The following is a 14,386-nucleotide window of genomic DNA, read 5'->3' as shown; positions in this document are numbered from 1 at the left end:
CCTGCGACCGGGGCTGTGGCTCCGGCTCCGCCCGGCGAAGGCGTCAGGCCGTCACCGCGGGCGCAGAGCGGTCAGACGGCGGTACGCGTCGAGGCCGTCGGGCACCCATTCCCAGCTGCCGATGCGGAGTGCCAGCTCCTCGTCCGTGAGGAAGCCGTGCCAGGCGACCTCCTCCACCTGGGGGTTCACCGGCAGGGTGCAGCGCACCTCGTACACCCACGACCACCAGCCCTGCCCCGGGCCCTCGTACAGGAACTTGAGGAGCGGCCGGGGCGCGGGCAGTCCTGAGACGCCCAGCTCCTCCTCGGCCTCCCGCAGCGCCGCCGCGTCGTAGGTCTCGCCGGCGCCGACCACCCCGCCGACGAACATGTCGTGGAGGGAGGGGAATACCAGCTTCACCGGCGTCCGCCGGTGGACGAAGATCCGGTCGTCGGCGTCACGGACGAGGATGAATACGCAGCGGTGCAGCAGCCCCTTCTCGTACACCTCGCCCCGTCGGGCCTGTCCGGTCACCTGGTCGGACGCGTCGACCACATCGAGGATCTCGTCGGCGGGCGAGGCGGGCGAGGCGGGCGGCACCGGGTTCGCGGGGGTCATGCGGCTATCTTCTCGCGTGGTGCCTGCGCCGAACCCGACGGCATCGCGGGATGCCGCCCCAGCAGCACGATGCCCACGACGATCGCCGCCAGCCCGGCCGACTCCCAGGCCAGGGCCCCGGTGTCGGTGTGCAGCCGGTCGCCGAGGAAACCCACACCGCAGACGATTCCCGCGAGCGGCTGGGCCGCGGTCAGCGCGGGCAGCGAGCTGCGCAGCGGCGCTGCCTCGAAGGCGCTCTGCACCAGGACCAGGCCGGTGACACCGAGCACGATCACCGCGTACACCTCCCAGCCGCCCACGAGCCCCGCCCAGCCGCCGCTCTCCAGATGCTGTCCGCTGACCCGGGTCAGGGCGTCCTGGAGCCCGTACAGCAGTCCGGCCCCGAGGGCGAGCAGGGCGGGACCCACGGTCAGCCGGGTCCGTTTGGCGCAGAAGGCCAGGACTATGGCCGTGCCGGCCACCACGCCGATGATCAGCCAGTGCCGCACCTCGTTGACCGACGCGGCGCCGGCCTTCGGCTGGCCCGCCAGGATGAAGGCGGCGACACCGCCGGCCAGCAGCGCGAGACCGCCCCAGCCCTGCCGCCCCAGCGGCTGGCCCGTCTGATGGCGGGAGAGCGCCATCGCGAAGAGCAGGTTCGTCGCCAGCAAGGGCTCGACCAGCGAGATCTCTCCCTGGCCGAGTGCCAGGGCGCCCAGGACCATGCCGCAGACCATCAGCCCGATGCCGCCCAGCCAGAGCGGCACCCGCACCAGGTCGAGCAGCAGCCGGAAGGAGAGGAAGTCCTTCATCGGGGCGTGCCGGGCCGCTCTCTGCTGGAGTACGAAACCGAAGCCGAGGCAGCAGGCCGCGCTCACGGAGAGCACGAGGACGAGTACCGACACGTGATCAACCTCAAGACCGTCCAGAAGGGGCGGGTTTCTGGCGACGATAGCGCCTGAGAGGCCACCCGTACTCGTTGAGTGCCCCGAACGGGACGGTTGACGCAGCTTCGGGACGAACTGAAGATGTGACCCACAAGTAACCTGGCAGGGATGGGGCGCATGGCGGACGACGCTGACGTGATCGTGATCGGGGCCGGACTCGCCGGTCTGGTGGCCACCGCCGAGCTGGTCGACGCGGGGAAGAAGGTGATCCTCCTCGACCAGGAGCCCGAGCAGTCGGCGGGCGGGCAGGCCCACTGGTCCTTCGGTGGTCTCTTCTTCGTCGACTCGCCCGAACAGCGGCGTTTCCGCATCAAGGACAGCCGTGAGCTGGCGATGCAGGACTGGCTCGGCACGGCCGGTTTCGACCGGCCCGAGGACCACTGGCCCCGGCAGTGGGCCGAGGCGTACGTGGACTTCGCGGCGGGCGAGAAGCGGGCCTGGCTGCGCGCCCAGGAGATGCGGTTCTTCCCCGTCGTCGGCTGGGCCGAACGCGGCGGGTACGACGCGACGGGCCACGGCAACTCCGTGCCCCGCTTCCACATCACCTGGGGGACAGGACCCGGTGTCGTCGCGCCTTTCGAGCGCCGGGTGCGCGCGGGCGTGGCGCGCGGCCTGGTGCAGCTGAGGTTCCGCCACCGGGTCACCGGCCTGGCCCGTACCGCGGGCGCCCTGGACACGGTGACCGGTGAGGTGCTGGAGGAGAGCGCGGCGGAGCGCGGTACCGCGAGCAGCCGGGCGGTCACCGGCGCGTTCTCGTACCGGGCGCAGGCGGTCATCGTCACCTCCGGGGGAATCGGCGGCAACCACGACCTCGTGCGGGCCCAGTGGCCCGAGCGGCTCGGCACCCCGCCCGCACACATGCTGTCGGGCGTCCCGGCCCACGTGGACGGGCTGATGCTGGGCGTCGCGGAGGCCGCGGGCGGCAGCCAGATCAACCGGGACAGGATGTGGCACTACACCGAGGGCATCCAGAACTGGGACCCGATCTGGGCGAAGCACGCCATCCGCATCCTGCCGGGTCCCTCGTCGCTCTGGTTCGACGCGCGCGGCAGGCGTCTGCCGGTACCGCTCTTCCCCGGCTTCGACACCCTGGGCACCCTCGACCACATCATGAAGTCGGGTCACGACTACACCTGGTTCGTGCTCGACCAGCGGATCATCGGCAAGGAGTTCGCGCTCTCGGGCTCCGAGCAGAACCCGGACCTGACCGGGAAGTCCATCCGTGACGTCATCGGCCGGGCGCGGGCCGACGTACCCGCGCCGGTGAAGGCGTTCATGGACAACGGCGCGGACTTCGTCGTCGAGAAAGACCTGGCCTCGCTGGTGCGCGGGATGAACGCGCTCACCGGCGAGCCGCTGATCGACGAGGCCGCGCTGCGCCGGGAGATCGTCGCCCGCGACCGTGAGATCAGCAACCCGTTCACCAAGGACCTCCAGGTGACGGCGCTTCGCGGTGCCCGGAAATACCTGGGCGACAAACTCATCCGTACGGCCGCGCCGCACCGGATCCTGGACCCCGCGGCGGGTCCGCTGATCGCCGTGAAGCTTCACATCCTGACCCGCAAGTCGCTCGGCGGCCTGGAGACGGACCTGTCGTCCCGGGTCCTCGCCGGGCCGGGGGGCGGGCCGGGGAGGGGCGCTCCGGTGCCCGGTCTGTACGCGGCGGGGGAGGCGGCCGGCTTCGGCGGCGGCGGGGTGCACGGCTACCGGTCGCTCGAGGGCACGTTCCTGGGCGGCTGCATCTACTCCGGGCGGATCGCGGGCCGGGCTGCTGCCCGGGCGGTGGGGTAGGCAGCGCCGGGTGGCGGGACGGGCGCGGCGGGCGGTGACGGCGCGCCCGTCCGGGGCGGGCGCGCTCCTAAGGGCTGTCCCGTAATCCCCGGCGGGCGCACGACGTCAGCTACGGCACCTCGCCGCGTTGTCGGAACGCCCGAATACATCCAGTATGCGAGCGCCCCTCCGCCTTGCGATGCACCGCATCTGACGCCCCGCGCTGATCCACCAGGGATTATGGGACAGCCCTTAGCGCGGTTCCACCACCCGGAACCTCTCGGCCACGATCATCGTGTCGTCGTCCACGGTGAACCCAGGGTCCCGCATCGCCTCCCGCATCTCGTCGCTGTGCCAGAACCGCTCGTGCCCGGCGCGCCATTCGGCCACCGAGGCGTACCCCTCGCCCTCGTCCAGCGCGTGCTGGAGGCCGACATCGCCCAGCCGAAGCACCCGTACCCCGGTCACCTCGACCACCGCGACCTCGCGGCCGTCCGAGTCGATCAGCGCGGAGCGCTCGCCGACGGGCGGGAGTTCCTCCTGCTCCAGCTCGTACTCGGCGAGCAGTCCGCTGGTCGAGACCTTCTCGCCGCTCAGCACGGCCCGGACGAGCCGGTCACGGAGCGGGCCGGGGAAGGCGAGCAGCAGTGGCTTGAGAGGCTCGGGTTCGGTCATGGCACCACAGCGTACGCACCCGGGTAAAACATTGCGGTGCAAGGGGAGTTGACGCGGGGGTGGCCTTGGTGCGGCCTTGACGCGGAGCCACCACTACCGGTTTGCTGTGCGTGATCATTGCCCCCGGCGCCCCTGAGGAACCCCGCGGATGCCCCCTCTCCTCGGCCGCTCCCGAAGACGGGCCGGCCAGCTCGCCGACCCGGCCCTCGACGATGTCGAACTCGCCGAGGCGAGAACCCAGTTGGCCCAGGGCCGCTGGGTCAGAGTCAGTGCACTGCTCACCGCGACCGCCGACGACTGGGACCGCCGCGGCCATCGCCTCGTCGTACTCGCCGACGGCGCCGGTTCCGCGGCCTGGGCGGAGGACTGGCTGCTCGCCGAGCCGGAGAGCGCGGACGCCGCAGCCCTGCTGGCCTGTGCCACCGTGCTGCGGTCGCTGCGCGGGAAAGCGGGCAAGGGCAGCGGCGGACGCGGCGAGGAGGCGGCGAAGGAGGCCTGCCGTGCCGCGGCCCGGATGGCGCCCTCGGACCCCACGCCCTGGCTCGGTCTGCTCATCCTGGCCCGCAGCCGCGGCACCGAGGAGGAGGTCAGCCGTCTCTTCGACGAAGTGCGCTCGCGCCACCCCGAGCACCACCATGCCCACCATCTGATGGCGGCGCGGCTCGCCGAGCGGCATCCGGAAGCCGGTCAGGACCCGCTCCACGAGGTCTACGACTTCGCGGCCTGGGCGGCCGAACAGGCGCCGGCCGACTCGCCGCTCGCGGTGCTGCCGGTGGTGGCCCACGCGGAGCGCTACCGGGTGCTGGCCACCGCCGGCAGTGAGCCGGACGATCCCGCACGCTCCGCGCACTGGACCGGCCGGCGGGCCCGCCAGGTGATGAAGGCGGCCTTCGACTGGTGGCTGGAGTGGGAGCGCGAGGACCATCCGCGCAACCGCATCGACCTCAACTTCCTTGCCCACGCCAAGGTCTGCGAGGGCCGGCCGGCCGAGGCCGCCGCACTGTTCCACCGCATCGGGGAGCACGTCACACCCGCCCCCTGGGGGTACCCCGACCGGGACCCGTACCAGGCCTTCACTGCCGCGCGCGGTGCCGCGCTCGGCTCCGTCTAACTCCCGAAAGGACCGACCCGCCATGCCGCCGGGCAGTTCGAGCACGAGCGAGATCAGCGAGATCAGCACGTTCAAGGGCCAGGACCAGGCGCTGCGCGCCGGCCGTCTGGGGACGGCGGGGCTGCTGCTCTCCGTGCTCGCGGCCAGCGCCCCCCTGATGGTGGTCGCGGGTGTCATGCCCACGATCTTCGGCCTGATGGGAATCGTCGGACAGCCGATCCTCTACGTCATCCTGGCGGTCGTCCTGGCGCTGTTCAGCGTCGGTTACGCGGAGATGAGCCGGCACGTCCACAACGCCGGGGCCTTCTACGCGTACATCGCCCGCGGTCTCGGCGCCACCGCCGGCGCGAGCGCCTCCTTCGTCGCGCTGGTCGCCTACAGCGCCATGCAGGTCGGTATCTACGGCATCTTCGGCTTCGAGGTCTCCAACCTCTTCACCACCTATCTGAGCACCGAACTCGCCTGGTGGATCCCGGCGCTGGCGGCCGTCGCGGTCGTCGGAGTGCTGTCCTGGCTGAAGATCGACCTCAACGCCAAGGTCCTCGGGGTACTGCTGCTCATCGAGTGCGCCCTCGTGGTGATCTTCGACATCGCTTCGCTGGCCCACCCGGCGAACGAAGGGATCTCGCTGCACGCCTTCAACCCCGGCACCCTCACCGGTGCGGGCTTCGGCACCGCGCTCTGCTTCTGCATAGCCGCGTTCGTCGGCTTCGAGCAGGCGCCCGTGTACGCCGAGGAGACCAGCAGGCCGCAGGTGGTCGTCCGCCGGGTGATGTTCCTCGGCGTCGGATTCGTCGCGCTGTTCTTCGCCATCAGCTCCTGGGCGCTGACCGTGGCCGCCGGGCCCTCGGAGATCGGCGCCAAGGCCGTCAGGCTCGGCCCCGGCCTGCTCTTCGGTCTCAGTGAGGGAGTGCTCGGCAAGTCCTTCACCGACGTGCTCCATGTCCTCTTCGTCACCGGCATGTTCGCGGCGATGCTCAGCTTCCACAACGTGGTCGCGCGCTACGCCTTCGCGATGGGCCGCGAGGGGCTGCTGCCCGCCGCCTTCGGCCGTACCAACAAGTCCAGTGGCGCACCGGGCATCGGCTCACTGCTCCAGACCGTGATCTCCTTCGTCGTCGTCGTCGCCTTCGCGGTGACCGACAGCAAGCCGAACGGCGACCCGACCTCGCCCGTGCTGCACCTCTTCACCTGGATGGGGAACATCGGCGCCCTCGGCATCATCCTGCTGATGGCCGCGGCGTCGGTGGCCGTCATCGCCTTCTTCGTGCAGCGGGGGGCGGGGCGCGCGCAGCTCTGGCGGCTGATCGCATCGGGACTCGCCTGCCTCGCCCTGCTCGCCATCGCCTTCATGACGGTCAAGGACTTCGACGTGCTGGTCGGCGCGGGCCCCGGTTCCGTACTGAGCTGGCTGCTGCCCGGCATCATCGGTCTCGCCCTGCTGGGCGGTCTGGTCTACGGGCTGGTGCTGCGCTCGGGCAGGCCTCAGGTGCACGCCCGGATCGGGCTCGGCAACGAGGCCTTCCAGCTCGACAAGGCCGCCGAGGCGCGGGCGGGGGCCGGCGCGGATCTGTGACGGAATTCTGACGGGCACCCGCGGCCGCTGGCTTCCGGCGGCCGCGAGTGCTCGAATTGCCGGGTGAACGAAGAACCGTCCGACCGCGACGGCGCCCCCGTCGGCCGCCGCCTCGTCCTCGGCATGCTCGGCCTCGGCACGGCAGGGCTGGTCACCGCGCCCTGGATCCAGCGCGGGGTCGACTCGGCGCTGGGGGCGGTCTCGGGAAAGGACCCCACCGGCCTGACCGGCCTGCTACCCAACGGCGGCGGATTCCGGTACTACTCGGTCACCTCGTCGGTGCCCCGCAAGGACGCCGGGAACTACCGGCTCACCGTGGACGGCATGGTCGAGCGGCCGGCCACGTACACCCTCGGCTCGCTGCGCGGGCTCCCGCAGACCAGGCTGGTGCGTGATGTGCAGTGCGTCACCGGCTGGCGGGTGCCCGGGACCCCCTTCGAAGGCGTCCGGCTCTCCCGGCTGCTCGACGCGGCGGGCGTCCGGCCGGGGGCCGGCGCGGTCCGCTTCACCTGCTTCGACGGCGCGTACAGCGAGAGCCTCACCCTCGACCAGGCGCGCCGGGCGGACGTCCTGGTGGCGCTGAGGATGCAGGACGAGCCGGTGAGCCACAACCACGGCGGTCCCGTCCGCCTCTATGTCGCGCCCATGTACTTCTACAAGTCGGCGAAATGGCTGTCCGGGATCACCGTCACCCAAGACGTGCGACGCGGCTACTGGGAGGAGCGCGGCTATGACACCGACGCCTGGGTCGGCAAGTCCAACGGACGCGACGACCACCCCACGCTCTGAACCGCGCCGCCGGTTCACCCGACCCGAGCGGTGGGTGCACCGCACGACATCGGCCCTGATGCTGGTGTGCATCGCGTCGGCGGCCTGTCTGTACGTCCCGCAGCTCGCGGAGCTCGTCGGCCACCGCTATCCGGTGGTCACCGTCCACGAGTGGTCGGGGGTGCTGCTGCCGGCGCCGGTCCTGGCCGGCCTCGCCTCGCGCGCGCTCCGGGCCGACCTGGGCCGCCTCAACCGCTTCGCCCCGTACGACCGCGCCTGGCTGCGGTCGGCGCTGCGCAGGGACGGATCACCGCGCACGGCGGGCAAGTTCAACGGCGGCCAGAAGATCTACGCCGGGTGGATCGCCGGCGCCGTGCTGGTGATGCTGGGCACCGGGCTGCTGATGTGGTTCACGCATCTGGCGCCCCTGGTCTGGCGGACGAGCGCCACCTTCGTCCACGACTGGCTCGCCCTGGCCACCGGCATCGTCGTCGCCGGACACATCTGGATGGCGGTCGGCGATCCGGAGGCCAGGCGCGGGATGCGGACGGGGCGGGTCGCGCGTGGCTGGGCGCGGCGGGAGCACCCGCTCTGGCCGGACGAGGAGTGAGGCGCCGGCCCCGGGCCCTCCCTCAGCCGCCGAAGTCCAGCAGGACCTTGCAGGACCGCGACCGGTCCGCCGCGAGCGCGAACGCCTCAGTGGCCTGTTCCACCGGGAGCACGGCGCTGACCAGCGCGTCGAAGGACTCCTCGCGGGCCAGCAGGCCGATCGCCTCGTCGAACTCCGCATCGAAGCGCAGCGACCCGCGCAGCTCGATCTCCCGGCTCACCACCAGATTCCCCGCGAACGGGCTCATCCCCGGTGGCAGCATCCCCAGCTGTACGACGACCCCGCTCCGCCGTACCAGCCGCAGACAGGTGTCGAGGCCGGCTGCGGACCCGGACGCCTCGATCGCCGTGTCGACCTCGGCCGGAAGGCCCGGGTCCGCCGGGTCGCCCGCCCGCACCAGCGCCGTCGCGCCCGCGGCGGCCGCGAACTCCAGTGCCCTCGGGAGCAGATCGGTGACCGTGACGGCTGCGGCGCCCGCGGCCCGCAGCGCCGCGACCACCAGGGAGCCGATCGGCCCGGCGCCCGTGACCAGGACGTGCCTGCCCTCGACCGGGCCGGCCCGGCGCACCGCGTGCAGCGCCACCGACAGGGGTTCGGCCAGCGCGGCCCTGCGCAGTCCGAGCCCTGCGGGAAGCGCCCTCAGCTGGCCGGCGGGCACCGCGATCCGGGCCGCGAACCCGCCCTGCACATGCGGCGTACGGGCCGCGCTGCCCAGATAGCGGGTGTCCCGGCAGACGTGGGCCCGCCCGTCCAGGCACTCCGGGCACGCGCCGCACGGCGTCGCCGGGTGCACGGCCACCGGAGTACCGGGAGCGGGGCCCCCGGCCCCCGCTCCGTACCCGACCACGGTGCCGACGACCTCGTGCCCCAGCACCATCGGCTCGCGGAGCAGGAAGTCACCGACCCCGCCGTGCCGCCAGTAGTGCAGATCGGAGCCGCACACCCCGCCGTACCGCACCGCGACGACCGCCTGGCCCGGACCTGCCACGGGCTCGGGAAGCTCCTCGACCCGCAGGTCGTCCGCCGCGTGAATCACACATCCGCGCATCACAGCACACTCGTCATTCCGCCGTCGACGTAAAGGATCTGGCCGCTCACGAAGTCCGCGGCCGGGGATGCCAGGTAGAGCACCCCGCCCACCAGATCACCGGTGCGCCCCCAGCGCCCGGCCGGGGTCCGGCCGCGTACCCAGGAGCTGAACTCCTCGTCCTCCACCAGCGGCCGGGTCAGCTCGGTCTCGATGTAGCCGGGCCCCAGGCCGTTGACCTGGATGCCGTGCGGCCCCCAGTCGGCGCACATGCCCTTGGTGAGCATCTTCAGGGCGCCCTTGGTGGCCGCGTACGGGGCGATGCCGGGGCGGACCACCTCGCTCTGCAGGGAACAGATGTTGATGACCTTCCCGTGGCCGCGCGGGGCCATCCGGCGGGCCGTCGCGCGCCCCACCAGGAAGGCGCTGGTGAGGTTGGTGTCCACGATCCGGTGCCAGTCGGCGTCGGTGAAGTCGAGCAGCGGCGCCCGCAGCTGCATGCCCGCGTTGTTCACCAGGATGTCGAGCGGGCCCGCCTGCTCCTCGGCCACCGCGATCCCGGCGGTGACCGAGGGCCCGTCGGTGACGTCGAAGGCGGCGGTGAGCACCCTGCCGCCGGTATCGGCGAGACCGGACGCCGCCGCCTTCAGCCGGTCCTCGTCCCGGCCGTTGATGACGACGGTGCAGCCCGCCTCCAGCAGGCCGCGGGCGAGCGCGAGGCCGATGCCCCTGCTGGCGCCGGTGACCAGCGCCGTACGGCCGCCGATCTCGAACAGTGGATGTGCCATGAGGTGTGTCCGTCCTTCTCGTACGAGCGGCGGCCGGCGGGGACGGCTGCCCCGCCGGCCGCCGCCGGACCGTACTCCGCTGTCCCCGGTACTCCTGTCCCCGGTACTCCTGCTGTCCGCGGTACTAGAGAACCAGCGAGAGCAGCATGATGAAGATCATGGAGACCACCGAGATGATGGTCTCCATCACCGACCAGGTCTTGATGGTCTGGCCGACGTTCATCCCGAAGTACTCCTTCACCAGCCAGAACCCCGCGTCGTTCACATGGCTGAAGAAGAGCGATCCCGCACCGACGGCGAGCACCAGCAGTGCCACGTGCGCCGTGGACATGTCGGCGGCGAGCGGAGCGACCAGACCGGCGGCCGAGACGGTCGCCACCGTGGCGGAGCCCGTCGCCAGGCGCATCACCACGGCGATCAGCCAGGCCAGCAGCAGTGCCGGGATCGACCAGTCCTTGGAGATGTCCAGGACCATCTGACCGACACCCGAGTCCACCAGGGTCTGCTTGAAGCCGCCGCCGGCGCCGACGATGAGCAGCACGCTCGCGATCGGCGCGAGGGACTTCTCGACGGTCTCCGACATCCGGCCCTTGCTGAACCCGGCGGCCCGGCCGAGCGTGAACATGGCGACGATCACCGCGGCCAGCAGGGCGATCAGGGGCGAGCCGATGACGTCGAACGCGCGCTGGACGGTGTCCGCGGGGTCGTCGATCGTGATGTCGACGAGCGCCTTGGCCAGCATCAGGACGACCGGCAGCAGCACGGTGGCCACCGTGGCACCGAAGCCGGGCCGCTTGGCGAGGTCCTCCGACGGGCGCTCCGGCACCATGCGGTCGGGCGCCTGGATGTCGACCCAGCGGGCCGCGTACCGGGAGAAGACCGGTCCGGCGATGATCACGGTGGGAATGGCGACCAGGACACCCAGCGCGAGCGTCACACCGAGGTTGGCGTGCACGGCGGCGATGGCGACCAGCGGGCCGGGGTGCGGCGGGATCAGACCGTGCATCACGGACAGGCCGGCCAGCGCCGGGATACCGATCCGCATCAGCGAGAAGTTGCCGCGCTTGGCGACCAGCAGCACCACCGGGATCAGCAGCACGATGCCGATCTCGAAGAAGAGCGGCAGACCGACGATCGCCGCGATCAGCACCATGGCCCACGGCATACTGCGCCGGCTCGCCTTCGCGAGGATGGTGTCGACGATCTGGTCGGCGCCGCCCGAGTCCGCGAGGAGCTTGCCGAGGATCGCACCGAGCGCGATCAGCACACCGACGCTCGCGGTGGTGGAACCGAGCCCCGTGGTGAAGCTGGTGATGACCTTGTCGAGCGGAGCGCCCGCGACCGCTCCCAGGACGAGCGATCCGATGGTCAGCGCCAGGAACGCGTGGAGCTTGGTCTTCGTGATGAGCAGGACGATGACGGCGATGCCCGCGAGGACGGCGATCCCCAGCTGGGCGTGACCGGCCGACGATATCGGCGCTGCGTCCGCTGCCAGCATCTCGACACTGAGACTGGACACGGTGGATTCCTTCGGTTCGTGAGGGGGTGGTCCGGTGGGGCGGTGAGGTGCGCCGGTACTACTGGCCCAGGCCGCGCAGTGCGGCCACGGCCCGCCCGGTGATCTCCTCGGGGGTCCCGGAGATGTCGACGGCGGTGCCCGCCTCGTCCTCGGCCAGCGGCTGGAGCGCGGCGAACTGCGAGTCGAGGAGAGCGGTGGGCATGAAGTGCCCCTTGCGCTCCGCCATCCGCTTCTCGATCAGCTCCCGGTCCCCGGTCAGGTGCAGGAAGACGACGCCGGGCGCCTCGGCCCGCAGCCGGTCGCGGTACGAGCGCTTGAGCGCGGAGCAGCTGACGACGCCGCCGTGGCCGGCCCGGTCGTGGGCCCAGCGGCCGATCGCGTCCAGCCAGGGCAGGCGGTCGGCGTCCTCCAGAGGCGTCCCCGCGGACATCTTGGCGATGTTCGCGGCGGGGTGGAAGTCGTCCCCCTCGGCGTACGGAACGCCCAGTGCGGCGGAGAGCAGCGGACCGATCGTGGTCTTGCTGGTCCCTGCCACGCCCATCAGGACTACGACTCGGGGGGTGCTCATGGGTGGTGCCTCGCTGTCTTCTTCGACATGAGTCGACATGGATCCGTCGCGCTACTGAAACCCATTAGGTACGACTTATTCAAGAGGCTGTGACTTAAAAGTCATACGTAATAGCTCCGGCGTATGCCCCGTAGGGTGAGGCCATGACCACTCAGGGCCCGGGGCTGCACGCCCGCGTGCTGGAAAACCTCGGCCCGTCGATCACCTCGGGGGAGTACCCGCCGGGCAGCGTGCTGCGCACCGACGAACTGGCCCAGCGCTTCGACGTGTCCCGCACGGTGATCCGTGAGGCGGTCCGCGTCCTGGAGTCGATGCACCTGGTGGAGTCGCGGCGCCGGGTCGGCGTGACCGTCCGCCCCACCGAGGAGTGGAACGTCTACGACCCGCAGGTCATCCGGTGGCGGCTGGCCGGGGCCGACCGGTCACGCCAGCTCCGCTCGCTGACGGTGCTGCGGTACTCCGTCGAGCCGGTGGCCGCCGGGCTCGCGGCCCGGCACGCGACGGCCGGACAGTGCGCCGCCCTCACCGAGCAGGCGCTCGGCATGGTCGCCACGTCACGCGGCCACCAGCTGGCCGCCTATCTCGTGCACGACATCGCCTTCCACCGCCTTGTTCTGCGCGGATCGGGGAACGAGATGTTCGCCAGGCTCGGTGATGTGGTCGCCGAGGTGCTCGCAGGACGCACGGAGCACCAGGTGATGTTCGACGACCCGGACCCGGCCGCTGTCACCTTGCATGTGCAGGTGGCGGAGGCCGTACGGGAAGGTGATGCGGACCGGGCGGAGAAACTGACCAGGGAGATCGCGGTCGGCGCGCTGAAGGAGCTCGACGTCCTGGCGCCCTGACCGGTGCGGTTTCAAACGTTTTGTGACATAGATTTCATTCTGTTCTCGGGCTCGTCATGCCCCGTTTACGCTGACGCCTTGATATAGCCGCCACCTCCCCACGTAAGGCGACGCACCCTATGAGCGACCGCACCCTCACTGCGGCAGAACCTCCACTGCACGTCGATGCCGGTGACGAGGGCTACAGCAAAGACCTGAAGTCCCGCCACATCAACATGATCGCCATCGGCGGGGCCATAGGCACCGGCCTCTTCCTCGGCGCCGGCGGCCGGATGGCAGGTGCGGGCCCCTCACTCGCCATCGCCTACGCGGTCTGCGGCGCCTTCGCCTTCTTCGTCGTGCGGGCACTGGGCGAACTCGTCCTCTACCGCCCCTCGTCCGGCGCCTTCGTCAGCTACGCGCGTGAGTTCATGGGAGAGAAGGGCGCCTACACCGCGGGCTGGCTCTACTTCCTCAACTGGTCGACCACCGCGGTCGCCGACATCACCGCCGCGGCCACCTACGCCCACTTCTGGTCGATGTTCAGCTCGGTCCCGCAGTGGGTCTGCGCGCTCATCGCCCTGGCCCTCGTCCTCACCGCCAACCTGATCTCGGTCAAGTACTTCGGTGAGACGGAGTTCTGGTTCTCGATCATCAAGGTCGCCGCACTGGTCATCTTCATGTGCATCGGCATCTACCTGGTGGTCACCCAGCACTCGGTCGACGGGCACACCCCGGGGTTCGGCACCATCGGGGACAGCGGCGGTCTCTTCCCCAAGGGCGTGATGCCCATGCTGCTGGTCATCCAGGGCGTCGTCTTCGCCTACGCCTCCGTCGAGCTGTGCGGCGTCGCCGCGGGCGAGACCGAGAACCCGGGGAAGGTCATCCCGAAGGCCATCAACTCGATCATGTGGCGGGTCGGCATCTTCTACGTCGGCTCCGTCGTCCTGCTCGCCCTGCTGCTCCCGTACACCGCCTACTCCGACGGGGAGAGCCCCTTCGTCACGGTGCTCTCGAAGATCGGCGTTCCCGGTGCGGCCGGCGTGATGAACCTGGTCGTCCTGACCGCGGCGCTCTCCAGCCTCAACTCGGGGCTGTACTCCACGGGCCGGATCCTCCGCTCGATGGCGCTCTCCGGGTCCGCCCCGCGCTTCACCGGCCGGATGAACAAGGGCCAGGTGCCCTACGGAGGCATCCTGCTCACCGCGGGCTTCGGAGCGCTGGGCGTCGTGCTCAACTACCTGGTCCCCGGCAAGGCCTTCGAGATCGTCCTCAACTTCGCGTCCATCGGCATCCTCGGCACCTGGGGCATGGTCATGCTCTGCTCGCTGCTCTTCTGGCAGCGCTCGAAGGAGGGCCGGGTCACCCGCCCCGCCTACCGTCTGCCGTGGGCGCCGTACACCCAGATCGTCACTCTCTGCTTCCTGGTCGCCGTCGCGTTCCTGATGTGGTGGGGCGGGGGAGTGGGCCGCACGACCGTGGAGTGCCTGCCGCTGATCGCCGCCGCGCTCGTCGGCGGCTGGTTCCTGGTGCGCGGCCGGGTCGCGTCCGTCGCCGCCGAGCGCCGCGGCCTGGAAGACTGAGGCCACATACCGCTCGGGTCCCCCGTCCGGATCGTGCCGGACCC

General features: G+C 71.1%; 14 protein-coding genes. 7 read left to right on the top strand and 7 right to left on the bottom strand.

What is annotated here, in order from left to right; genetic code table 11:
• Positions 1–51: 51 nt before the first annotated feature.
• Complete coding sequence (locus OG917_RS06910; protein WP_328316651.1) at positions 52–597, bottom strand: NUDIX domain-containing protein; 546 nt, start codon at positions 595–597, stop codon at positions 52–54.
• Positions 594–1,481: a DMT family transporter gene (locus tag OG917_RS06905; protein ID WP_328316650.1), complete on the bottom strand. Its 888-nt coding sequence runs from the start codon at positions 1,479–1,481 to the stop codon at positions 594–596. The genes OG917_RS06910 and OG917_RS06905 overlap by 4 nt, the downstream gene beginning before the upstream one ends.
• A gap of 159 nt (positions 1,482–1,640) precedes the next feature.
• Here OG917_RS06905 and OG917_RS06900 point away from each other — a divergent pair, with 159 nt between their 5' ends.
• Positions 1,641–3,314, top strand: a complete 1,674-nt coding sequence (locus tag OG917_RS06900) for an FAD-binding dehydrogenase (protein WP_328316649.1) — start codon at positions 1,641–1,643, stop codon at positions 3,312–3,314.
• A gap of 231 nt (positions 3,315–3,545) precedes the next feature.
• Here OG917_RS06900 and OG917_RS06895 read toward each other — a convergent pair whose 3' ends face one another.
• The gene (locus tag OG917_RS06895; RefSeq protein WP_328316648.1) at positions 3,546–3,968 is read right to left on the bottom strand and encodes an ASCH domain-containing protein; all 423 of its coding nucleotides are present in this window, start codon (positions 3,966–3,968) and stop codon (positions 3,546–3,548) included.
• Between the two features lie 148 nt (positions 3,969–4,116).
• Here OG917_RS06895 and OG917_RS06890 point away from each other — a divergent pair, with 148 nt between their 5' ends.
• From OG917_RS06890 to OG917_RS06875, 4 genes are all read left to right on the top strand, one after another.
• Entirely contained in the window at positions 4,117–5,079 is a 963-nt protein-coding gene (locus tag OG917_RS06890; protein WP_328316647.1) for a hypothetical protein, read from the top strand.
• A 22-nt stretch (positions 5,080–5,101) separates the two neighbouring features.
• Positions 5,102–6,655 carry an APC family permease gene (locus OG917_RS06885; protein WP_328316646.1) on the top strand — a complete coding sequence of 518 codons (1,554 nt, stop codon included), beginning with the start codon at positions 5,102–5,104 and terminating at the stop codon, positions 6,653–6,655.
• Between the two features lie 123 nt (positions 6,656–6,778).
• A complete protein-coding gene (locus OG917_RS06880) occupies positions 6,779–7,444 on the top strand; it encodes a molybdopterin-dependent oxidoreductase (protein ID WP_328321699.1) in 666 nt (221 codons plus the stop codon).
• Positions 7,386–8,033, top strand: a complete 648-nt coding sequence (locus OG917_RS06875) for a cytochrome b/b6 domain-containing protein (protein ID WP_328316645.1) — start codon at positions 7,386–7,388, stop codon at positions 8,031–8,033. The genes OG917_RS06880 and OG917_RS06875 overlap by 59 nt, the downstream gene beginning before the upstream one ends.
• A 22-nt stretch (positions 8,034–8,055) precedes the next feature.
• Here the strand turns inward: OG917_RS06875 and OG917_RS06870 are convergent, their stop codons facing one another.
• The 4 genes from OG917_RS06870 to OG917_RS06855 form a co-directional block, all read right to left on the bottom strand.
• Positions 8,056–9,081, bottom strand: coding sequence for an L-idonate 5-dehydrogenase (locus OG917_RS06870; protein ID WP_328316644.1), 1,026 nt, complete (start codon positions 9,079–9,081; stop codon positions 8,056–8,058).
• The gene (locus OG917_RS06865; RefSeq protein ID WP_328316643.1) at positions 9,081–9,848 is read right to left on the bottom strand and encodes an SDR family oxidoreductase; all 768 of its coding nucleotides are present in this window, start codon (positions 9,846–9,848) and stop codon (positions 9,081–9,083) included. Before OG917_RS06865 ends, OG917_RS06870 begins: the two co-directional genes overlap by 1 nt.
• A 124-nt stretch (positions 9,849–9,972) precedes the next feature.
• Positions 9,973–11,367: a GntT/GntP/DsdX family permease gene (locus tag OG917_RS06860; protein WP_328316642.1), complete on the bottom strand. Its 1,395-nt coding sequence runs from the start codon at positions 11,365–11,367 to the stop codon at positions 9,973–9,975.
• A gap of 58 nt (positions 11,368–11,425) precedes the next feature.
• On the bottom strand, positions 11,426–11,935 hold the full coding sequence (locus OG917_RS06855; protein ID WP_328316641.1) for a gluconokinase: 510 nt from the start codon (positions 11,933–11,935) through the stop codon (positions 11,426–11,428).
• Positions 11,936–12,078: 143 nt separating this feature from the next.
• Here OG917_RS06855 and OG917_RS06850 point away from each other — a divergent pair, with 143 nt between their 5' ends.
• Both OG917_RS06850 and OG917_RS06845 read left to right on the top strand, forming a co-directional pair.
• Positions 12,079–12,780 (top strand): FadR/GntR family transcriptional regulator, encoded by a 702-nt coding sequence (locus OG917_RS06850; RefSeq protein WP_328316640.1) that lies wholly within the window; start codon positions 12,079–12,081, stop codon positions 12,778–12,780.
• Positions 12,781–12,899: 119 nt separating this feature from the next.
• Entirely contained in the window at positions 12,900–14,342 is a 1,443-nt protein-coding gene (locus OG917_RS06845; protein WP_328316639.1) for an amino acid permease, read from the top strand.
• The last annotated feature ends 44 nt before the right edge of the window (positions 14,343–14,386 follow it).

Origin of the sequence: Streptomyces sp. NBC_00388 (assembly GCF_036061255.1) — a bacterium.
Taxonomy (GTDB): Bacteria; Actinomycetota; Actinomycetes; order Streptomycetales; family Streptomycetaceae; genus Streptomyces.
The sequence above is the reverse complement of the archived record's forward strand: the minus strand, read 5'-3'. Positions and strand labels throughout refer to the sequence as shown.

Bases quoted from the DNA above. Each gene is read 5' to 3' on its own strand.
- OG917_RS06885 (WP_328316646.1), top strand. From the start codon at position 5,102: ATGCCGCCGGGCAGTTCGAGCACGAGCGAGATCAGCGAGATCAGCACG.
- OG917_RS06895 (WP_328316648.1), bottom strand. From the start codon at position 3,968: ATGACCGAACCCGAGCCTCTCAAGCCACTGCTGCTCGCCTTCCCCGGC.
- OG917_RS06850 (WP_328316640.1), top strand. From the start codon at position 12,079: ATGACCACTCAGGGCCCGGGGCTGCACGCCCGCGTGCTGGAAAACCTC.
- OG917_RS06865 (WP_328316643.1), bottom strand. From the start codon at position 9,848: ATGGCACATCCACTGTTCGAGATCGGCGGCCGTACGGCGCTGGTCACC.
- OG917_RS06845 (WP_328316639.1), top strand. From the start codon at position 12,900: ATGAGCGACCGCACCCTCACTGCGGCAGAACCTCCACTGCACGTCGAT.
- OG917_RS06880 (WP_328321699.1), top strand. From the start codon at position 6,779: ATGCTCGGCCTCGGCACGGCAGGGCTGGTCACCGCGCCCTGGATCCAG.
- OG917_RS06890 (WP_328316647.1), top strand. From the start codon at position 4,117: ATGCCCCCTCTCCTCGGCCGCTCCCGAAGACGGGCCGGCCAGCTCGCC.
- OG917_RS06900 (WP_328316649.1), top strand. From the start codon at position 1,641: ATGGCGGACGACGCTGACGTGATCGTGATCGGGGCCGGACTCGCCGGT.
- OG917_RS06870 (WP_328316644.1), bottom strand. From the start codon at position 9,081: ATGCGCGGATGTGTGATTCACGCGGCGGACGACCTGCGGGTCGAGGAG.
- OG917_RS06855 (WP_328316641.1), bottom strand. From the start codon at position 11,935: ATGAGCACCCCCCGAGTCGTAGTCCTGATGGGCGTGGCAGGGACCAGC.
- OG917_RS06910 (WP_328316651.1), bottom strand. From the start codon at position 597: ATGACCCCCGCGAACCCGGTGCCGCCCGCCTCGCCCGCCTCGCCCGCC.
- OG917_RS06875 (WP_328316645.1), top strand. From the start codon at position 7,386: ATGACACCGACGCCTGGGTCGGCAAGTCCAACGGACGCGACGACCACC.